Here is a 21,043-nt window from a genome sequence, read left to right on the forward strand (position 1 = left end):
TGGGGCCCACAGCCCTCGTTCGGCAATGTCGAACACTACCGGTCGATGCCGACCTCTCGCTAATGGCGGGTCGCCACATGTTGCGGCATCGATGCCGCGACCGATGCTCATGGGGTGCGGATGGATGCTCATGGGTCCCACAGACGGATGCTCAAGAGGTCGCACAGTGGCCGTCCGGCCGCCCTCGGCGTCCGTCCCGTGGACGCGCTGCCCATCCGGGCCGACTCCCGGTTAGGCTGGCGCCGTGCGCCTCACCCCCGGATGCCCTCCGGATGTCCGGGAAGCCGCATAGCCGACAGCCGTCGCATCCGAGGGAGCCCTTTACATGGCCTCGTTGCCGCTGACCCCTTCCACCGACAGCCGGACCCGCGTGTCCGCCCTCCGAGAGGCCCTGGCCAGCCGTGTGGTCGTGGCCGACGGAGCCATGGGCACCATGCTCCAGGCGCAGGACCCCACGCTCGAGGACTTCGAGAATCTCGAGGGCTGCAACGAGATCCTCAACGTGACCCGGCCGGACATCGTCCGCTCCGTCCACGACGCGTACTTCGCGGTCGGCGTCGACTGCGTCGAGACCAACACCTTCGGCGCCAACCACTCGGCCATGGCCGAGTACGACATCCCCGAGCGGATCCACGAGCTGTCCGAGGCCGGCGCCCGCATCGCCCGCGAGGTCGCCGACGAGTACGCCGCCGGCGACGGCCGCCCCCGCTGGGTCCTGGGCTCGATCGGCCCCGGCACCAAGCTGCCCACGCTGGGCCACATCACCTACGGCACCATCCGCGACGGCTACCAGGCCAACGCCGAGGGCCTGCTCGCCGGCGGCGCCGACGCGCTGATCGTGGAGACCACCCAGGACCTCCTCCAGACCAAGGCGTCCGTCCTGGGCGCCCGCCGGGCCATGGAGGCCACCGGCGTCGAGGTGCCCCTGCTGTGCTCGATGGCCTTCGAGACCACCGGCACCATGCTGCTCGGCTCCGAGATCGGCGCGGCCCTGACCGCGCTGGAGCCCCTCGGCATCGACATGATCGGCCTGAACTGCTCCACCGGCCCCGCCGAGATGAGCGAGCACCTGCGCTACCTCACGCGCCACTCGCGCATCCCGCTGCTGTGCATGCCCAACGCCGGTCTGCCGATCCTCACCAAGGACGGCGCGCACTTCCCGCTCGACGCCGAGGGCCTGGCCGACGCCCAGCAGAACTTCGTCCGCGACTACGGCCTCTCCCTGGTCGGCGGCTGCTGCGGCACCACCCCCGAGCACCTGCGCCGGCTCGTCGAGCGCGTCCGGGACGTCACCCCGACCGAGCGTGCCCCGCAGCCCGAGCCCGGTGCCGCCTCCCTCTACCAGAGCGTCCCGTTCCGGCAGGACACCTCCTACCTGGCCATCGGCGAGCGCACCAACGCCAACGGCTCGAAGAAGTTCCGCGAGGCCATGCTGGACGGCCGCTGGGACGACTGCGTGGAGATGGCCCGCGAGCAGATCCGCGAGGGCGCGCACATGCTCGACCTGTGCGTGGACTACGTCGGCCGCGACGGCGTCGCCGACATGGAGGAGCTGGCCGGCCGCTTCGCCACCGCCTCCACCCTGCCGATCGTGCTGGACTCCACCGAGGTCGACGTGATCCGGGCCGGCCTGGAGAAGCTCGGCGGCCGCGCCGTGATCAACTCGGTGAACTACGAGGACGGCGACGGCCCCGAGTCCCGCTTCGCCAAGGTCACGCAGCTCGCCAAGGAGCACGGCGCCGCCCTCATCGCGCTCACCATCGACGAGGAGGGCCAGGCCCGCACCGCCGAGAAGAAGGTCGAGATCGCCGAGCGGCTCATCGACGACCTCACCGGCAACTGGGGCATCCACGAGGAGGACATCCTCGTCGACTGCCTGACCTTCACCATCTGCACCGGCCAGGAGGAGTCCCGCAAGGACGGCATCGCCACCATCGAGGGCATCCGCGAGCTGAAGCGGCGCCACCCGAAGGTGCAGACCACCCTCGGCCTGTCCAACATCTCCTTCGGCCTCAACCCGGCCGCCCGCATCCTGCTGAACTCCGTCTTCCTCGACGAGTGCGTCAAGGCGGGCCTGGACTCGGCGATCGTGCACGCGTCGAAGATCCTGCCGATCGCCCGCTTCAGCGAGGAGGAGGTCCAGACCGCCCTGGACCTCATCTACGACCGCCGCGCCGAGGGCTACGACCCCCTGCAGAAGCTCATGCAGCTCTTCGAGGGCGCCACCGCCAAGTCCCTCAAGGCCGGCAAGGCCGAGGAGCTGGCCGCCCTGCCGCTGGACGAGCGCCTGCAGCGCCGCATCATCGACGGCGAGCGCAACGGCCTCGAAGCGGACCTGGACGAGGCCCTCCAGGAACGGCCCGCGCTCGACATCGTCAACGAGACCCTGCTGGAGGGCATGAAGGTCGTCGGCGAGCTGTTCGGCTCCGGCCAGATGCAGCTGCCGTTCGTCCTGCAGTCCGCCGAGGTGATGAAGGCCGCCGTCGCCCACCTCGAGCCGCACATGGAGAAGACCGACGAGGGCGGCAAGGGCACCATCGTGCTCGCCACCGTGCGCGGCGACGTGCACGACATCGGCAAGAACCTCGTCGACATCATCCTGACCAACAACGGCTACAACGTCGTCAACCTCGGCATCAAGCAGCCGGTCTCCGCGATCCTGGACGCCGCCGAGGAGCACAGGGCCGACGTCATCGGCATGTCCGGTCTCCTGGTCAAGTCCACCGTGATCATGAAGGAGAACCTGGAGGAGCTGAACACCCGGGGCTTGGCCGCCCGCTTCCCGGTCATCCTCGGCGGCGCCGCCCTCACCCGCGCCTACGTCGAGCAGGACCTGCACGAGCTCTACGAGGGCGAGGTGCGCTACGCCCGCGACGCCTTCGAGGGCCTGCGCCTGATGGACGCCCTCATCGGCGTCAAGCGGGGCGTGCCGGGCGCGAAGCTGCCCGAGCTGAAGCAGCGCCGGGTCCGGGCCGCCGCCCCGGCCGCCGTGGAGGAGCGCCCCGAGGAGGGGCACGTCCGCTCCGACGTCGCCACCGACAACCCGGTCCCCGAACCCCCCTTCTGGGGCACCCGCGTGATCAAGGGCGTACAGCTCAAGGAGTACGCGAGCTGGCTCGACGAGGGCGCCCTGTTCAAGGGCCAGTGGGGCCTGAAGCAGGCCCGCACCGGCGAGGGCCCGTCCTACGAGGAACTCGTCGAGAGCGAGGGCCGGCCCCGGCTGCGCGGGCTGCTGGACAAGCTCCAGACGGAGAACCTGCTGGAGGCGGCCGTGGTCTACGGCTACTTCCCGTGCGTCTCCAAGGACGACGACCTGATCCTCCTGGACGAGCAGGGCAACGAGCGCACCCGCTTCACCTTCCCGCGCCAGCGCCGGGGCCGCCGCCTGTGCCTGGCCGACTTCTTCCGGCCGGAGGACTCCGGCGAGACGGACGTCGTCGGCCTGCAGGTCGTCACCGTCGGCTCCCGCATCGGCGAGGAGACCGCGCGGCTCTTCGAGGCCAACGCCTACCGGGACTACCTCGAACTGCACGGCCTGTCCGTGCAGTTGGCCGAGGCGCTCGCCGAGTACTGGCACGCGCGCGTGCGGTCCGAACTGGGCTTCGCCGGTGAGGACCCGGACGAGATGCAGGGCATGTTCGAGCTGAAGTACCGGGGTGCCCGCTTCAGCCTCGGCTACGGCGCCTGTCCCAACCTGGAGGACCGCGCCAAGATCGCGGACCTGCTCCAGCCGGAGCGCATCGGCGTCCACCTCTCGGAGGAGTTCCAGCTGCACCCCGAGCAGTCCACGGACGCCATCGTGATCCACCACCCGGAGGCCAAGTACTTCAACGCCCGCTGAGTCGCCCCAGGGGACTCACCTCGCTGAGTCCCCTGGGGCACACCTCGCACCGCCCCCCGGCGTGCGGTCCGTGTGCCCCGGGGCACACGGGCTAAACGAGGCACTTCCGCCGCGCACGACGTAGACTGGCAGGTCCACTGCAGGCCGGTTCCCCCGTGGGAACCGGCCTGATCGTCCCTCAAGGAGGTAGGTGGATGACCAGTACGGTCCCCGCGCTCGGTACCCGGACGGCCGAAGGGTCGGCCCTCCAGGCCGTGCTCCTCGACATGGACGGCACCCTGGTGGACACGGAGGGCTTCTGGTGGGACGTCGAGGTCGAGGTCTTCGCCTCCCTCGGCCACAGGCTCGACGAGTCCTGGCGCCATGTCGTGGTCGGCGGCCCCATGACCCGCAGCGCGGGGTTCCTGATCGAGGCCACCGGCGCCGACATCACCCTCGACGAGCTCACGGTCCTGCTCAACGACGGTTTCGAGGACCGCATCGGCCGCGCCCTGCCGCTGATGCCGGGCGCCGGCAGGCTGCTGGCCGAGCTGTACGAGTACGAGATCCCGACAGCCCTCGTCTCCGCCTCGCACCGGCGCATCATCGACCGGGTGCTCACCTCGCTCGGCGCGCACCACTTCAGCCTGACCGTGGCCGGCGACGAGGTGCCGCGCACCAAGCCCCACCCCGACCCGTACCTGGCGGCCGCCGCCGGACTCGGCGCGGACCCGGCCCGCTGCGCCGTCATCGAGGACACCGCGACCGGCGTCGCCGCGGCCGAGGCCGCGGGCTGCCGGGTCGTGGCGGTGCCCTCCGTCGCTCCCATCGCCCCGGCCCTGAGGCGGACGGTCGTCAGCTCCCTGGAACAGGTCGACCTGACATTTCTGCACGGGTTGATGACGGAAATGCGCTAGTCGTTCACCCAGCGTGCAGCGGTGTTAGGGCGGTAATTCCGGAGGTGAATTCGATCCCTCCGGATGGTCGAATTCCCGTACGCTCGAACCTGTTTACGGGTGTGACCTTCCCCACGCGATCCGGGGTCGACAGTCGATCCGGCGTGTGCTGCGCACCCCGTCCACAGGGCCGTCGGCGTGCCCTTGTGTCCCGATTGATGGAACGCTGCACCAAAGCTTCCGCTGTCGGGTTTTCGGTCTGTCCGCACCCGGTTCCGCAGCGTGATGGGTGCTCAACTCCGGTGGCTGCGAACCCTCCTGCCGGTCCGGACTAATCTCGTCGCGAGAACATCGCCCCACCCCCGTGATCCGCTGCGCCACCCCTGCATGCTGGATACACGGGGTAGACAGCTCTGGAGAAACTCGAGCATGAACCGCAAGACTTTGGTGCTGCCGGCCGTGATCGGCCTGCTCGCGCCGGTGCTCGCCGCCTGCGGCGGGTCCGACAGCGGGAGCAGCGACAGCGGCGCGATCGTCGTCGGCACCACGGACCGGTTCACCGCCTCGAAGGACGCCCCCGCGCCCCTCGACCCGGCGTACGCCTACGACGTCGGCAGCTGGAACATCCTGCGCCAGACCGTGCAGACCCTGATGATCCAGCCCCGCGGTGAGGGCGAGCCGGTACCCGAGGCCGCCGAGCGGTGCGGCTTCACCGACACCGGCAACGAGCGCTACGCCTGCACCCTGCGCGACGGACTGAAGTTCGCGAACGGCGACCCTGTCACCGCGGCCGACGTCAAGTACTCCATCGACCGCGCCCGTTCCCTCAAGGCCGACAGCGGCGTCTTCGCCCTGCTGTCCACCATCGACACCGTCGAGACGCAGGGCGACCGCGAGGTCGTCTTCCACCTCAAGACGGCCGACGCGACCTTCCCGTACAAGCTGTCGACCCCGGTCGCCGGCATCGTCGACCCCGACGACTACCCGAAGGACAAGCTGCGCGACGGCTTCGACCTGGAGGGCTCCGGCCCGTACACCCTCAAGGCCGACGTCGAGAACGGCGAGCTGGTCAAGGCCGAGTTCACCCGCAACCCCGACTACAAGGGGAGCCTCAAGGTGAACAACGACAAGATCGACATGGTCTCCTTCAAGGACGCCGACGCCATGGGCGAGGCGCTCGAGAAGGGCGACATCGACCTGATGACCCGCACCATGTCGCCGGACCAGATCCGCAAGCTCTCCGGTGACGCGGACACCGACATCGACCTCGTCGAGATGCCCGGCCTGGAGATCCGCTACCTGGGCTTCAACACCGACGCCCCGACCGTCAAGTCCAAGGCCGTGCGCCAGGCGATGGCCCAGGTCGTCAACCGCAGCGCGCTGGTCTCCAAGGTCTACGGCTCCCAGGCCGAGCCGCTGTACTCGTTGGTCCCGGCCACCATCACCGGCCACTCCAACTCGTTCTTCAACAAGTACGGCGACCCGAACGTCACCAAGGCCCGCTCGCTGCTGAACCAGGCGAACATCACCACCCCGGTGAAGCTGACGCTGCACTACACCACCGACCACTACGGCCCGGCCACCAAGAAGGAGTTCGAGGTCCTGCGCGACCAGCTGAACTCCAGCGGCCTGTTCGAGGTCGGCATCAAGGGCACCCCCTGGGACACCTTCCGCCCGGCCGAGAAGAAGGGCGAGTACGACGTCTACGGCATGGGCTGGTTCCCGGACTTCCCGGACGCGGACAACTTCCTCGCGCCCTTCCTCGACGCGGACAACACCCTCGGCTCGCCGTACGACAACAGCCGGATCCGCAACACCCTGATCCCCGAGTCGCGCCGAGAGGCGGACCGACTGTCCGCCTCCACCAGCCTGACGGACATTCAGGACATCGTCGCCAGTGACGTGCCGGTGCTGCCGCTGTGGCAGGGCAAGCAGTACGTCGCCGCGCGCGACGACATCACGGGTACCGCGTACGCCCTCAACTCCTCCTCGACGCTCCAGCTCTGGGAGCTCGGGCGGGGCGTGAGTGGCTGACGGACCCACTGGAACCCCGGGGGCCTGTGACCGCGGCCCCCGGGGATCCGTGCCCCGGAGCCGGGGACATGCTCCGGGCGTTCTCGAGAACCGACGACAAGGCACACACGTGAACATACGCAACCAGTGGCCGGTCCTGCCGATCGTGGCGGGACTCGCCTCCGGCCTGCTCACCGGCTGTGGCACGGAGACCGGAGACTCCGCGGGGGAGGGCTCCAACGTGGTGGTGGGGATGTCCGACGACGTCCTGGCCACGGACCCCGCCTCCGGCTACGACCCCGGCTCCTGGCTGTTGTTCAACAACGTCTTCCAGTCGCTGCTCAGCTTCCCCAAGGGCGCCACGGAACCGCAGCCCGAGGCCGCCGAGAGCTGCGCCTTCACGGACACACAGAGCTCGGTCTACCGGTGCACGCTGAAGGACGGCCTGAAGTTCAGCAACGGTGACGAACTCACCTCCGAGGACGTCAAGTTCTCCTTCGACCGGATGCTGAAGATCAACGACCCCGACGGGCCCGCGATCATGTTCCCCACGCTGGACGAGGTCGAGACGCCCGACGAGTCGACGGTCGTCTTCCACCTCAACACCTCCGACGCGACCTTCCCGAGCAAGATCGCCTCCGGCGCCGGCTCCATCGTCAACCACAACGAGTACGACGCGGACAAGCTGCGCACGGACCGGCAGGCTGTCGGTTCCGGCCCCTACAAGCTCGACTCGTTCGACGACGACCAGGCCGTCTTCTCCGTCAACGAGAACTACAAGGGCACCGCCAAGGTGAACAACTCCGGCGTGACGCTGAAGTTCTTCGACGGCGACCAGACCGCCCTGAAGCAGGCGATCCAGAACGAGGAGATCGACGTCGCCTACCGCGGCCTCACCGCAAGTGACATCGCGGACACCGAGAAGGCCGACAACGGCTCCGGTGTCGAAGTCGTCGAGGGCAGCAGCGCCGAGGTCCAGCACCTGGTGTTCAACATGGACGATCCGGTCGCCGGAAAGCTGGGCGTACGCAAGGCCATCGCCCATCTGCTGGACCGCGAGGCCCTCATCAGGGATGTCTACCAGGGCACCGCGACTCCGCTGTACTCGATCATCCCGGCCGGTATCGCGGGCCACAACACGGCCTTCTTCGACACCTACGGCGCCCGCCCGTCCAAGTCCAAGGCCGAGGCCGCGCTGCGCGCCGACGGCATCAACGGCAAGGTGAAGCTGACCCTCTGGTCGACGCCGTCCCGCTACGGCCCCGCCACCGACCAGGAGCTGAACGCCATCGCCGGCCAGCTCAACGCCAGCGGCCTGTTCGACGCCGACGTCAAGTCCGTCCCCTTCGGCCAGTACGAGAAGGACATCGCGGCCGGCAAGTACGGCGTCTACGTGAAGGGCTGGGTGCCCGACTACCCGGACGCCGACAACTTCACGGCCCCCTTCTTCGGCAAGGGCAACGTGCTGAACAACAACTACGACAACAGCACCATCACCGGCTCGCTCATCCCGCGCACCGCGGCCCTGACCAACCGGGCCGCCACCGACAAGGAGTTCGGGGAGCTGCAGGACATCGTCGCCGATGAACTGCCCGTCCTGCCGGTGTGGCAGGCCAAGCAGTACGCGGTCGTCCGCGACGGCGTCTACGGCCTGGAGTACTGCCTCGACGCGTCGACCGTGTTCCGCTTCTGGGAGTTGAGCAAGGACGCCTGACGCCCGCCTGTGAAGAGGCCGCCCCCTGCTCGGCAGGGGGCGGCCTCTTCACATGTACGGGGGGAGGAGGGCTACTGCGCGCCGGGGCGCACCAGCCCGCTCTCGTAGGCGTACACCGCGGCCTGCACGCGGTCGCGCAGGCCCAGCTTGGTGAGCACGTGCCCGACGTGCGTCTTGACGGTGGTCTCGCTGACGAACAGGTCGGCGGCGATCTCCGCGTTGGACAGCCCGCGCGCCACCAGCTTCAGCACCTCGACCTCACGGTCGGTGAGCGTGTGCAGCGTGTCCGGCACGGGCTCGTCGCCCGAGGGCAGATGCGTGGCGTACTTGTCGAGCAGCCGGCGCGTGATGCTGGGCGCGAGCATCGCCTCGCCCGCGGCCACGACCCGGATCGCCTGCACCAGCTCGTTGGCGGGCGCGTCCTTCAGCAGGAAGCCGCTGGCCCCCGCGCGCAGCGCCTCCACCACGTACTCGTCGAGGTCGAAGGTGGTCAGCACCAGCACCTTCGCCGGGCCGTCCCGCCCGGGGCCGGTGATCTGCCGGGTCGCCTCCACACCGTCCATCCGCGGCATGCGGATGTCCATCAGGACCACGTCGGGCTGCAGGGCCCGCACCTGGTCGAGCGCCTGGAGGCCGTCTCCGGCCTCGCCGACGACCGCGAGGTCCTGCTCGGCCTCCAGGATCATCCGGAAGCCCGTACGGAGCAGCGGCTGGTCGTCGACCAGTAGGACGCGGATGGCCACGTAAGTCTCCTTCGCTAGTCCGGCCCCATTCTGCCCTGCGCGGGCCCGCCGGACTCAGCCGCCCTCACCGGTCGGTCACCTTCAGCGGCAGCGGATACGGCGGGGGAGTGCCGCCGAACTCCGGGCAGTGGGCCTGGTGGTCGCACCAGCCGCACAGCTTCGTGGGGCGCGGCCGCCAGTCGCCCGTCTCCGTCGCCAGCCGGATCGCCTCCCACAGCGCCAGCAGCTTGCGCTCGACCCGCTCCAGGTCGGCGAGGACCGGATCGTACGTCAGCACCTCACCACTGCCGAGATAGACCAGCTGGAGCCGGCGCGGCACCACGTTCTTCAGCCGCCAGACGACCAGGGCGTAGAACTTCATCTGGAACAGGGCGCCCTCGGAGTACTCGGGCCTGGGCGCCTTCCCCGTCTTGTAGTCGACGATCCGGACCTCGCCCGTGGGAGCCACGTCGACCCGGTCGATGATCCCGCGCAGCCGCAGCCCGGACTCCAACTCGGCCTCGACGAACAGCTCCCGCTCGGCCGGCTCCAGCCGGCTGGGGTCCTCCAGGGTGAACCAGCGCTCGACGAGCCGCTCCGCCTCGCCCAGCCAGCGCGCCAGCCGCTCGCCCTCGGGGTCGTCGGCGAACAGCTCCACGACCTCCGGCCGCGTCTCGCGCAGCCGGTCCCACTGGCCCGGGATCAGCGACTTCGCCCGGGGCGCCGTGCGCTCGGCGGCCGGGGCGTCGAAGAGGCGCTCCAGGACCGCGTGGACCAGCGTGCCTCTCGTCGCCGCCTCGCTCGGCTTCTCCGGGAGCCGGTCGATGACCCGGAAGCGGTAGAGCAGCGGGCACTGCATGAAGTCACTGGCACGCGAGGGGGACAGCGAGGCGGGCGGTATGGCGGTGGACCCGGTCACCAAGTCGCTCACGGCGGCCGTCTCCGCCGCCGCCTCCGCCACTGCCTGGGCGGCCGTGTCCCCTGCCGTCGCCTCGGGCCCCGCCGTGACCGGCGGATCCACCGCCGCGGCAGGGCTGCTCTCGGGCTGCGCCGCGCCCTCGGTGCTCGTCTCCATGCCCCAGACCATACGGCCCGCCACTGACAGTGACCCAGGCGCGTTCCGTGGGGGAAGCCGGGAGGGGAGGTCGACGTACGGGAAACACAGGGGTGCCGGGGCGGAACGCACCTCGGCGGACGCATACCATCGACTCGAGACCCTCCCGTCCGGCAGGCGCGGGAGACGCTTCGAACGAGGGGACACCGGTGGACGAGAGCGGCGGGCACGGGCAGCCGCGGTCCGGCAACGACGAGTCGGCCGAGCGCCACGCAGGGCCTCCGGCCCGGGCCGCCGACCCGACCCCCGCCGACGAACGCCCCACGGAGGAACGGCGCTTCGCCCCCCAACAGCGGGACGACGCCCCGCCGACGGACACGCCGGCGACCCGCCCTGCCGGGGTCGAGGGGCCTGTCGGGGACGAGGGGCCTGTCGGGGACGAGGGCCCTGCCACGGCTCCGGCCCACGGTGAGGCCGATCGGAGCGGCACGTCTGACGACGGTGGCCTCACGGGCTCTGCCTCTGAGGGCTCTGCCACGGCTCCGGCCCGCGACGAGGCCGACGGGAGTCGCGTGCCTGATGGCGACGGATCCACCGGCTCCGCCTCGGACGGCCCTGCCGCGGCCCCCGCCCGCGGTGCGGCCGACGGGAGTCGTACGCCTGAGGGCGACGGACGCCCCGGCTCCGCCTCCGGCGGTCCCTCCACGACCCCTGCCCATGGGACGGGCGACGCGCGTTCCGAGGGTGACGCGCACCCGGACCGGGCCTACGCCGGCGATCCTCACACCGCACCCACGAGCGGCCGGCCCGAGGCGGACCCCCGTCCCACCGCCACCCCCGCCGCCGACCGGCCCGACGCGGAGCCCCGTCGCGCGGCCCCCACGTCAGCCCCCGGCGCCTCAGACCACCACCCCGAACCCCCGGCCCCGGCCGCGCACACCCCCACCCCGGGCCACCGCCCCCTCGCGCACTCCGCCGACGGCAAGGGCCCCGCTCCGCAGCGGCCCGAGCCCCGGGGCGGGCTGCTCATGGGGCGGCCGTTCGGGGTGCCCGTGTACGTCGCGCCGAGCTGGTTCCTGGTGGCCGCCCTGATCACCTGGGTGTTCGGTGGCCAGCTGGAGCGCGTGCTGCCCGAGCTCGGCGCCGCCCGGTACCTGGTCTCGCTCTTCTTCGCCGTGGCCTTCTACGCCTCCGTGCTCGTCCACGAACTGGCCCACACGGTCGCCGCCCTCCGCTTCAAGCTCCCGGTCCGCCGCATCCAGCTCCAGTTCTTTGGCGGCGTCTCCGAGATCGAGAAGGAGGCCGAGACCCCCGGCCGCGAGTTCGTGCTCGCCTTCGTCGGACCGCTGCTCTCCCTCGTCCTGGCCGGCGTCTTCTACGCCGCCGTACAGGCCGTGGAACCCGGCACCGTCCCCGGCGTCCTGCTCGCCGGCCTGATGATCTCCAACCTCATCGTGGCCGCGTTCAACCTCCTGCCCGGACTGCCCCTGGACGGCGGCCGCATGCTCCGCGCCGTCGTCTGGAAGCTCACCGGCAAGCCGATGAGCGGCACCATCGCCGCCGCCTGGGTCGGCCGCGCCCTCGCCGTCTCCGTCCTGATCGGCCTGCCCCTGCTCACCCAGTCCGGCGCCCTCGGCTCCGACGCCGTCGACAACGTCGGCATGGACACCGTCCTGGACGCCCTGCTCGCCGCCATCCTCGCCGCGATCATCTGGACCGGCGCCGGCAACAGCCTGCGCATGGCCCGTCTGCGCGAGCACCTCCCCGAACTGCGCGCCCGCACGCTGACCCGCCGCGCGGTCCCCGTCGAGACCGACACCCCCCTCTCCGAGGCCCTGCGCCGGGCCAACGCCGCCGGAGCCCGCGCCCTGGTCGTCGTCGACGCCGACGGCAAACCCCTCTCCCTCGTCCGCGAGGCCGCCATCGTCGGCGTCCCGGAGCACCGCCGCCCCTGGGTCGCGGTCAGCGGCCTCGCGCAGGAGCTCACCGACGGCATGCGCGTCTCGGCGGAGCTGTCCGGCGAGGAACTCCTCGACGCCCTGCGCGCCACCCCGGCCACCGAGTACCTGGTCGTGGAGGAGACCGGCGAGATCTACGGCGTCCTGTCGGCGGCCGACGTGGAGCGCGCCTTCGTCAAGGCGATGGCCAGGCCGTCCTAGCGGCCTTTCCAGCGGTGGTCCTGGTGGCCGTCCCGGTGGTCGGCGGCCCTCTCCGGTGCCGGTAGGCTGGTCACATGTCCGAACCGACCGGTGCCGCCCGCAGGCGCGGGCCCTTCAAGGTCGGGGACCAGGTACAGCTGACCGACCCCAAGGGCCGCCACTACACGTTCACGCTCGAGGCCGGGAAGAACTTCCACACCCACAAGGGTTCCTTCCCGCACGACGAACTGATCGGCGCTCCCGAGGGCAGCGTTGTCCGCACCACGGGGAACGTCGCCTACCTCGCGCTGCGCCCCCTGCTCCCCGACTACGTCCTGTCCATGCCCCGCGGGGCAGCCGTCGTGTACCCGAAGGACGCGGGGCAGATCCTCGCCTTCGCCGACATCTTCCCCGGCGCGCGCGTCGTGGAGGCCGGCGTCGGCTCCGGCTCGCTCAGCAGCTTCCTGCTGCGCGCCATCGGCGACCAGGGCATGCTGCACAGCTACGAGCGCCGCGCCGACTTCGCCGAGATCGCCCAGGCGAACGTCGAGCGCTACTTCGGCGGACCGCACCCCGCCTGGCAGCTCACCGTCGGCGACCTCCAGGACAACCTGTCCGACACCGACGTCGACCGCGTCATCCTCGACATGCTCGCCCCCTGGGAGTGCCTGGAGGCCGTCTCCAAGGCGCTCGTCCCCGGCGGCATCCTCTGCTGCTACGTCGCGACCACCACCCAGCTCGCCCGGACCGTCGAGTCCATCCGCGAGATCGGCTGCTTCAACGAGCCGACCTCCTGGGAGACGATGATCCGCAACTGGCACATCGAGGGCCTGGCCGTCCGCCCGGACCACCGGATGATCGGCCACACCGGCTTCCTGCTCACCGCCCGCCGCCTCGCGGACGGCGTCGAGCCGCCCATGCGCCGCCGCCGCCCCGCCAAGGGCGCCTACGGCGAGGACTACGCAGGACCCAACGCCGACGGTGGCACCGCCCGCTGAGACGGCCCGTCACCGCACACAACGCACGGGCGCCGTGGCGCAGTTCCCGGACACCGCACCGGAACTGCGCCACGGCGCCTTCTCGTTGCCGCCCGGGGGGAAACCGCGCGCGACACCGTTGACCTGCTCCGAGACGATCGGCAGCCGCCTCGCCCGCCGCAGGAGGCCCGTGCCGGCCCGGGCTTGCTGACACAGCGGCAGGAACCGTAACCCCTCTGACTTCCCCGGCACGGGACGCGCACACCCCGCCGTTCCCTCGCGGTGTGACGTGTGGCACCATCTTGGCCACCCCACCGGCACAGCCCTCAGGAGACACTCCTAGTGCAGCCTTCCGCCGTCCCGGAGCTCGCCCACACCCACACCCGCCCCATCCACTGGCTGGCCACCGCCACGGCCGTGGCCGGCGTGGTGGCCCTCTCCTCGGTCCTCCAGCCCGGCGCCGCGACGGCCGCTCCGCCGTCCGCCCCCGAGACCAGAAGCGCTCCGGCGAACATGGCCGCACCCGATCCGGCCGCGGTGGACTTCCCGATCGAGTGCGGCCCGGTGAAGGCCGTGGTGAAGAAGAAGGCCTCCGGCGATCTCGACGGCGACGGCGCACCCGAGACGGTGGCCGTGGTCCGCTGTGACTCCCCGATGGGCACGCCGCCGGACGGCGTGTACGTCCTCACCCGGGACGGCGACGGCGGCAAGCCGCGGGTGGTGGCCACGCTCCTCGACCCCGAGGACGGCACCACCGTCGCGGACTTCGCCGTGCGCGACGGGGCCGTCACGGCCACGCTCCTCGGCTACTCGTCGGCCGACGTGCCGCGTTGCTGCCCCGACGTGCGGAGCGACGTGAAATGGCGTTGGCAGAACGGCGCGTTCGTCCGCTCGACGCCGGCAGGTGCCCGCAGCGTGTGAGGCGCGTGCGCCAGCGCGTGTGAGATATCAGACAGTAGTGACAGTGCGTAGAGAAGCAGTCACTCTGCGTCCGGTCCGTAGACCTCTGTCCTGTCCGAAACCCGACGTACGTGAATGCACTCGCCCGGACACTCCTTCGCGGAGTCGATCACGTCCGTGAGAAGCGGCAGCGGTACGGGCGTTGTCGCGCCCTTGTCCTGGAGCAACTCGTCGTCGGTGCTCTTCACATAGGCCAGCCCGTCGATGTCCAGCTCGAACACCTCCGGCGCGTACTGGGCGCAGATGCCGTCGCCGGTACACAGGTCCTGGTCGATCCAGACCTCCAGAGCCTCGCCGTCGACGCCGGCCTCCTGCTGCACGCTCATCTCTCCTGCCGTTTCTCCGCCGGGCCGTATCGGGAATCCGGCCAGCTCTGACGGGTGTTGAACGCTTCGACCCTACCTCCGCCTGGGTTCCAATCAGGTTCGGTGGGTATTCCCCTGGCGTGAGGGAGAGCGCAAGGGTGAAGATCGGACACACCCCGACCGTCTTTGTGATCTAGGGGTTTCAATCGACACCCGCCCAGGTAGGGTCTGGAAGCGTCCAGCTCCCCTTGGAGGAGGTGAGGACCGTGGCAGCCCACGACGACGACATGAACCGCGGCATCCGCCCGGGACGCGGGTCCGACGACCCGGCCGGGCAGATCGCCTACCTTGAGCAGGAGATCGCCGTCCTGCGACGCAAGCTCGCCGACTCTCCGCGACACACGAGGATTCTCGAAGAGCGGATCGTCGAGCTGCAGACCAATCTGGCCGGCGTGTCCGCGCAGAACGAGCGACTCGCCAACACGCTCCGTGAGGCCCGTGACCAGATCGTGGCCCTCAAGGAGGAGGTCGACCGGCTCGCGCAGCCGCCGGCCGGCTTCGGCGTCTTCCTGACGGCGAACGAGGACGGCACCGCCGACATCTTCACCGGCGGCCGCAAGCTCAGGGTGAACGTCAGCCCCAGCGTCGAGCTCGAGGAGCTCAGGCGCGGCCAGGAAGTGATGCTCAACGAAGCGCTCAACGTGGTCGAGGCCATGGAGTTCGAGCGTGTCGGTGACATCGTCACCCTCAAGGAGATCCTCGAGGACGGCGAGCGGGCCCTGGTGCTCGGGCACACCGACGAGGAGCGGGTGGTACGGCTCGCCGAGCCGCTGCTGGACGTGAACATCCGGCCCGGCGACGCCCTGCTGCTCGAACCCCGTTCCGGCTACGTCTACGAGATCGTTCCCAAGAGCGAGGTCGAGGAGCTCGTCCTCGAAGAGGTCCCCGACATCGGCTACGAGCAGATCGGTGGTCTCGGCGGCCAGATCGAGGCCATCCGCGACGCGGTCGAGCTCCCGTACCTGTACCCGGACCTGTTCAAGGAGCACGAACTGCGGCCGCCCAAGGGTGTGCTGCTGTACGGACCCCCTGGATGCGGTAAGACTCTGATCGCCAAGGCCGTGGCCAATTCACTGGCCAAGAAGGTCGCCGAGGTGACCGGCCAGGCCGCCGGCAAGAGCTTCTTCCTCAACATCAAGGGCCCCGAGCTGCTGAACAAGTACGTCGGTGAGACGGAGCGGCAGATCCGCCTCGTCTTCCAGCGGGCCCGTGAGAAGGCCAGCGAGGGAACCCCCGTCATCGTCTTCTTCGACGAGATGGAGTCCCTCTTCCGCACCCGTGGCTCCGGTGTCAGCTCGGACGTGGAGAACACCATCGTCCCGCAGCTGCTCGCCGAGATCGACGGTGTGGAGGGCCTGCAGAACGTGGTCGTGATCGGCGCCTCCAACCGCGAGGACATGATCGACCCGGCCATCCTGCGGCCCGGCCGGCTGGACGTGAAGATCAAGATCGAGCGTCCGGACGCCGAGGCGGCCAAGGACATCTTCGGCAAGTACCTCACCGAGCGCCTCCCGCTGCACAGCGAGGACCTCGCCGAGCACAGCGGCTCCAAGGCCGCGACGGTCCAGAGCATGATCCAGACGGCTGTCGAACAGATGTACGCCGAGTCCGAGGAGAACCGCTTCCTGGAGGTCACCTACGCCAACGGCGACAAGGAAGTCCTCTACTTCAAGGACTTCAACTCCGGCGCCATGATCGAGAACATCGTGGGGCGGGCCAAGAAGATGGCGATCAAGGACTTCCTCGAGAAGAACCAGAAGGGCCTCCGCGTCTCCCACCTCCTCCAGGCCTGCGTGGACGAGTTCAAGGAGAACGAGGACCTGCCGAACACCACCAACCCGGACGACTGGGCCCGCATCTCCGGAAAGAAGGGCGAGCGGATCGTGTACATCCGTACGCTCATCACCGGAAAGCAGGGTGCGGACACCGGACGCTCCATCGACACGGTGGCGAACACCGGTCAGTACCTGTAAAAGGCAGGGCGGCTGCGGGTGCCCTCGGCGGGTACCCGCAGCCGACTGTTTTTCAGGCCACGGCTGGAGCAACGCAATGACGCAAATGATCTCCCCACCAGCGCAAAGGCGTTCTAGGCTCTTGCGTACCGCCGAGTCGCGCAGTGCGGGGACGGGCACCGCACACGCAACCGAGCGCCAGCGGTATCTGAGTGGCGCCCACGACCGAGGGTGCCGCCGGGCAAGGAGGGCCGCATGACCGTACGGCGAGTAATGGGCATCGAGACGGAGTACGGGATCTCCGTCCCCGGCCACCCCAACGCCAATGCCATGCTCACCTCGTCCCAGATCGTGAACGCCTACGCGGCGGCGATGCACCGGGCCCGCCGGGCCCGCTGGGACTTCGAGGAGGAGAACCCGCTGCGGGACGCGCGAGGCTTCGACCTCGCCCGCGAGGCCGCCGACTCCAGCCAGCTCACCGACGAGGACATCGGCCTGGCCAATGTGATCCTCACCAACGGCGCACGGCTCTACGTCGACCACGCGCACCCCGAGTACAGCGCCCCCGAGGTGACCAATCCCCGGGACGCCGTCCTCTGGGACAAGGCCGGCGAGCGGATCATGGCGGAGGCCGCGGAACGGGCCGCCCAGCTGCCCGGTGCCCAGCCGATCCACCTGTACAAGAACAACACCGACAACAAGGGCGCGTCCTACGGCACGCACGAGAACTACCTGATGAAGCGGGAGACCCCCTTCTCGGACATCGTGCGCCACCTGACGCCGTTCTTCGTCTCCCGCCAGGTCTTCGCCGGAGCGGGCCGCGTCGGCATCGGCCAGGACGGGCACGAGCACGGCTTCCAGCTCAGCCAGCGAGCCGACTACTTCGAGGTCGAGGTCGGCCTGGAGACCACGCTCAAGCGCCCCATCATCAACACCCGCGACGAGCCGCACGCGGACGCCGAGAAGTACCGCCGCCTGCACGTGATCATCGGCGACGCGAACCTGTCGGAAGTCTCGACGTATCTGAAGCTGGGTACGACGGCCCTCGTCCTGTCGATGATCGAAGACGGCTTCATCGCCGTGGACCTGGCCGTCGACCAGCCCGTTCGCACGCTGCACCAGGTCTCGCACGACCCCTCGCTCAAACGCCTCGTCACGCTCCGCAGTGGCCGGACGCTCACCGCGGTCCAGCTGCAGATGGAGTACTACGAGCTCGCGCGCAAGTACGTGGAGGAGCGGTTCGGGGCGGACGCCGACGACCAGACCAAGGACGTCCTGTCCCGCTGGGAGGACACGCTCACCCGGCTGGAGCACGACCCGATGAGCCTGGCCGGCGAGCTGGACTGGGTCGCCAAGCGGGAGCTCATGGAGGGCTACCGGCGCCGGGACGACCTCGACTGGGACGCGGCACGACTGCACCTGGTCGACCTCCAGTACGCCGACGTGCGGCCCGAGAAGGGCCTGTACAACCGTCTGGTGGCCCGCGGGCGCATGAAGCGCCTGCTGGCCGAGGCGGACATCGAGCGGGCCCGTACGGCGCCTCCTGAGGACACGCGCGCGTACTTCCGCGGCCGCTGCCTGGAGCAGTACGCGGACGACGTCGCGGCGGCCTCCTGGGACTCGGTGATCTTCGACCTGCCGGGCCGGGACTCCCTGCAGCGTGTCCCAACCCTGGAACCGCTTCGCGGAACGCGTAATCACGTCAAGGAGCTCCTGGACCGCTGCCGCACCGCGGAAGACCTGGTCAGGGTTCTGTCCGGCGGGTGAGGCCGATCGCGGGTACTCGGGAGAAGCCGGCCGGACAGGGTGGAAATTCCCTGGTCCGGGAATCATCGAGGTGGTCCCCGTACGTTGGAGCAACTGCGGGGCCATTGTCAGACCCGGCGAGTAGGGTCTGATCTTGACCGAGCAACTGTGTCGGGCGAACCGAGCGGGGTGAGGGATATGGCGACCAAGGACACCGGCGGCGGACAGCAGAAGGCCACCCGGTCCACCGAGGAGGTCGAGGAGCAGGCGGCGGAGGCGCAGGCTTCCGAGGACCTCAAGGAGCGTCAGGAGAAGCTGAGCGACGACGTGGACTCGGTTCTGGACGAGATCGACGACGTCTTGGAGGAGAACGCCGAGGACTTCGTGAGGTCATTCGTTCAGAAGGGCGGCCAGTAGCCTTCGAAACGAAGGTGGCGGGGGAGCTGGAGTTGGCAAATCAAGAAGGTGTGAAGCGCTGCGTACGGTGCGGTGAAGACAAGCCGTACGCAGCCTTCGCTCGCAGGCGGTCCAACCTGGACGGCCTCCAGCGGCACTGTCGGGATTGCGCTTCGGACTATCACCGGACGCGCCAGGAGACTCTCGGGCGGAAGGTCCGTCCGAAGGCTCAGGTGCCCGAGGGCCACAAGCTCTGCTTGAAGTGCGGCGAGGTGAAGCCGTGGAGCGAATGGCACCGCAACGCAACAGCGTCGGACGGGTTGTCGACGCGCTGTAAGGCGTGTCGAGCCACTGAAGGGCGTGCGGCGCATCTCATGCGCCACTACGGCCTCACCGAAGTCGAGCGCGACGAGATGATCGCCTCTCAAAGGGGCCTCTGCGTGATCTGCCTGAAAGCTCCGACTGCCCATGTGGATCACTGCCACAAGACGGGTAGGGTCCGTGGCGTACTGTGCTTCAACTGCAATTCGGCCATCGGCAAGTTGGGAGACGATCCCGACGCCGTCCGTCGGGCCGCCGCTTACTTGGAAGGAATCGCGTGGAAGCCAACACTCGTAGCACCGGGCGTCTACCAGCTGCCTTCCTGACGCCAGGCTCTTCCTCCTTCATGGACTTCCTCTCCGACTACCAGCCCGACCTGCTGCCGGGCAACAAGAAGTTGCCGCCCGTCCAGGGTGCCATCGAGGCACCGCACGGCACGACGATCGTGGCCGTGACCTTCCCGGGCGGTGTCGTCCTCGCCGGAGACCGGCGTGCCACCATGGGCAACGTCATCGCGCAGCGGGACATCGAGAAGGTCTTCCCCGCCGACGAGTATTCGGCGGTGGGCATCGCCGGTACGGCGGGTCTGGCCGTGGAGATGGTGAAGCTGTTCCAGCTGGAGCTGGAGCACTTCGAGAAGGTCGAGGGCGCGCAGCTGTCCCTCGAGGGCAAGGCCAACCGGCTCTCGACGATGATCCGCTCCAATCTGGGCATGGCCATGCAGGGGCTGGCCGTCGTCCCGCTCTTCGCCGGCTACGACGTGGACCGGGAGAAGGGGCGGATCTTCTCCTACGACGTCACGGGCGGGCGTTCCGAGGAGCAGGGCTACGCGGCCACCGGCTCCGGGTCGATCTTCGCGCGCGGCGCGATGAAGAAGCTCTTCCGGGACGACCTCAGCGAGGCCGAGGCCACGACGCTCGTGGTCCAGGCGCTCTACGACGCGGCAGACGACGACTCGGCGACCGGTGGTCCCGATGTCGCCCGCCGGATCTATCCCATCGTCACCGTGATCACCGAGGACGGCTTCCGTCGGCTCACCGAGGACGAGTCGTCCGAGATCGCGCGCTCCGTCCTGGAGCGGCGTCTGCAGCAGCCGGACGGTCCGCGGGCCGCGCTGCTGTAGGCGGCGGGCGTTCTTGTGAGGGTGGTCCAGTGAACCGACGGAATCTTCAAGAGAGGGACGGATAACCGGTGTCGACGCCGTTCTATGTCTCACCCCAGCAGGCGATGGCCGACAAGGCCGAGTACGCCCGCAAGGGCATCGCCCGCGGCCGCAGCCTGGTCGTGCTGCAGTACGCCGACGGCATCGTGTTCGTCGGCGAGAACCCGTCCCGTGCGCTGCACAAGTTCAGCGAGATCTACGACCGGATCGGCTTCGCGGCCGCCGGCAAGTACAACGAGTACGAGAACCTGCGCATCGGCGGCGTTCGCTACGCCGACCTGCGGGGTTACACCTACGACCGGGGCGATGTGACGGCCCGCGGTCTGGCCAACGTGTACGCGCAGACGCTGGGCACGATCTTCTCCAGCGTCGGGGAGAAGCCGTACGAGGTGGAGCTGGTCGTCGCCGAGGTCGGTGAGACCCCGGAGGGGGACCAGATCTACCGGCTGCCGCACGACGGCTCCATCGTGGACGAGCACGGCTCGGTCGCGGTGGGCGGCAACGCGGAGCAGATCAGCAGCTATCTGGACCAGCGTCACCGGGACGGCATGACGCTGGCCGAGGCGCTGAAGCTGGCGGTGCAGGCGCTGTCCCGGGACACCAACGGCAGTGAGCGGGAGATCCCCGCGGAGCGGCTGGAGGTGGCGGTGCTGGACCGGACGCGACCGCAGAAGCGGAAGTTCAAGCGGATCAGTGGGCGGCAGCTGTCCCGGCTCCTGGGGGAGGACGGGGCACAGCCGGAGGGATCGGAGCCGGAGTCGGACTCGGAGGGATCCGAGGACGCCGAGTAGCGTCCCGCCGTTCGTT

Annotated in this window: 15 protein-coding genes and 1 pseudogene; 13 read left to right on the forward strand and 3 right to left on the reverse strand. The window is 69.6% G+C overall.

What is annotated here, in order from left to right; genetic code table 11:
* Nucleotides 1-325 precede the first annotated feature (325 nt).
* From metH to ACSUPV_RS32820, 4 genes are all read left to right on the forward strand, one after another.
* Entirely contained in the window at nucleotides 326-3,841 is a 3,516-nt protein-coding gene (gene metH, locus ACSUPV_RS32805; RefSeq protein WP_037760419.1) for a methionine synthase, read from the forward strand.
* Nucleotides 3,842-4,035: 194 nt separating this feature from the next.
* A complete protein-coding gene (locus tag ACSUPV_RS32810) occupies nucleotides 4,036-4,737 on the forward strand; it encodes an HAD family hydrolase (RefSeq protein WP_031114601.1) in 702 nt (233 codons plus the stop codon).
* Nucleotides 4,738-5,145: 408 nt separating this feature from the next.
* Nucleotides 5,146-6,750, forward strand: coding sequence for an ABC transporter substrate-binding protein (locus ACSUPV_RS32815; protein ID WP_031114602.1), 1,605 nt, complete (start codon nucleotides 5,146-5,148; stop codon nucleotides 6,748-6,750).
* A gap of 109 nt (nucleotides 6,751-6,859) precedes the next feature.
* Nucleotides 6,860-8,443, forward strand: coding sequence for an ABC transporter substrate-binding protein (locus ACSUPV_RS32820; protein WP_031114604.1), 1,584 nt, complete (start codon nucleotides 6,860-6,862; stop codon nucleotides 8,441-8,443).
* A 71-nt stretch (nucleotides 8,444-8,514) separates the two neighbouring features.
* Here the strand turns inward: ACSUPV_RS32820 and ACSUPV_RS32825 are convergent, their stop codons facing one another.
* Together ACSUPV_RS32825 and ACSUPV_RS32830 are read right to left on the reverse strand one after the other, a co-directional pair.
* Nucleotides 8,515-9,186, reverse strand: coding sequence for a response regulator (locus tag ACSUPV_RS32825; RefSeq protein ID WP_030606450.1), 672 nt, complete (start codon nucleotides 9,184-9,186; stop codon nucleotides 8,515-8,517).
* A 14-nt stretch (nucleotides 9,187-9,200) separates the two neighbouring features.
* Nucleotides 9,201-10,240, reverse strand: a pseudogene (locus ACSUPV_RS32830) (RecB family exonuclease).
* A gap of 551 nt (nucleotides 10,241-10,791) precedes the next feature.
* Between ACSUPV_RS32830 and ACSUPV_RS32835 the strand changes: the two are divergent.
* The 3 genes from ACSUPV_RS32835 to ACSUPV_RS32845 all read left to right on the forward strand — a co-directional run bounded on the left by ACSUPV_RS32835 (nucleotide 10,792) and on the right by ACSUPV_RS32845 (nucleotide 14,255).
* The gene (locus ACSUPV_RS32835; RefSeq protein WP_436949092.1) at nucleotides 10,792-12,378 is read left to right on the forward strand and encodes a site-2 protease family protein; all 1,587 of its coding nucleotides are present in this window, start codon (nucleotides 10,792-10,794) and stop codon (nucleotides 12,376-12,378) included.
* 74 nt (nucleotides 12,379-12,452) lie between these two features.
* Entirely contained in the window at nucleotides 12,453-13,355 is a 903-nt protein-coding gene (locus ACSUPV_RS32840; RefSeq protein ID WP_031114607.1) for a tRNA (adenine-N1)-methyltransferase, read from the forward strand.
* Between the two features lie 321 nt (nucleotides 13,356-13,676).
* On the forward strand, nucleotides 13,677-14,255 hold the full coding sequence (locus ACSUPV_RS32845; RefSeq protein ID WP_037760429.1) for a hypothetical protein: 579 nt from the start codon (nucleotides 13,677-13,679) through the stop codon (nucleotides 14,253-14,255).
* A 59-nt stretch (nucleotides 14,256-14,314) separates the two neighbouring features.
* Here the strand turns inward: ACSUPV_RS32845 and ACSUPV_RS32850 are convergent, their stop codons facing one another.
* Nucleotides 14,315-14,620 carry a ferredoxin gene (locus tag ACSUPV_RS32850; RefSeq protein ID WP_031114611.1) on the reverse strand — a complete coding sequence of 102 codons (306 nt, stop codon included), beginning with the start codon at nucleotides 14,618-14,620 and terminating at the stop codon, nucleotides 14,315-14,317.
* A gap of 245 nt (nucleotides 14,621-14,865) precedes the next feature.
* Between ACSUPV_RS32850 and arc the strand changes: the two genes are divergently transcribed.
* From arc to prcA, 6 genes are all read left to right on the forward strand, one after another.
* A complete protein-coding gene (gene arc, locus ACSUPV_RS32855) occupies nucleotides 14,866-16,632 on the forward strand; it encodes a proteasome ATPase (protein WP_037760431.1) in 1,767 nt (588 codons plus the stop codon).
* A gap of 234 nt (nucleotides 16,633-16,866) precedes the next feature.
* Nucleotides 16,867-18,378: a depupylase/deamidase Dop gene (gene dop / locus ACSUPV_RS32860; protein ID WP_359785779.1), complete on the forward strand. Its 1,512-nt coding sequence runs from the start codon at nucleotides 16,867-16,869 to the stop codon at nucleotides 18,376-18,378.
* 177 nt (nucleotides 18,379-18,555) lie between these two features.
* Nucleotides 18,556-18,774 carry a ubiquitin-like protein Pup gene (locus tag ACSUPV_RS32865; RefSeq protein ID WP_030244016.1) on the forward strand — a complete coding sequence of 73 codons (219 nt, stop codon included), beginning with the start codon at nucleotides 18,556-18,558 and terminating at the stop codon, nucleotides 18,772-18,774.
* A 32-nt stretch (nucleotides 18,775-18,806) separates the two neighbouring features.
* Entirely contained in the window at nucleotides 18,807-19,400 is a 594-nt protein-coding gene (locus ACSUPV_RS32870; protein ID WP_436949093.1) for an endonuclease VII domain-containing protein, read from the forward strand.
* Nucleotides 19,352-20,197, forward strand: a complete 846-nt coding sequence (prcB, locus tag ACSUPV_RS32875; protein WP_359785773.1) for a proteasome subunit beta — start codon at nucleotides 19,352-19,354, stop codon at nucleotides 20,195-20,197. Before ACSUPV_RS32870 ends, prcB begins: the two co-directional genes overlap by 49 nt.
* Nucleotides 20,198-20,265: 68 nt before the next feature.
* Nucleotides 20,266-21,027, forward strand: coding sequence for a proteasome subunit alpha (gene prcA, locus ACSUPV_RS32880; RefSeq protein ID WP_031114619.1), 762 nt, complete (start codon nucleotides 20,266-20,268; stop codon nucleotides 21,025-21,027).
* The last annotated feature ends 16 nt before the right edge of the window (nucleotides 21,028-21,043 follow it).

It is taken from the genome of Streptomyces sp. SudanB52_2052, assembly GCF_964272415.1.
GTDB classification, from domain to species: Bacteria; Actinomycetota; Actinomycetes; order Streptomycetales; family Streptomycetaceae; genus Streptomyces; species Streptomyces olindensis.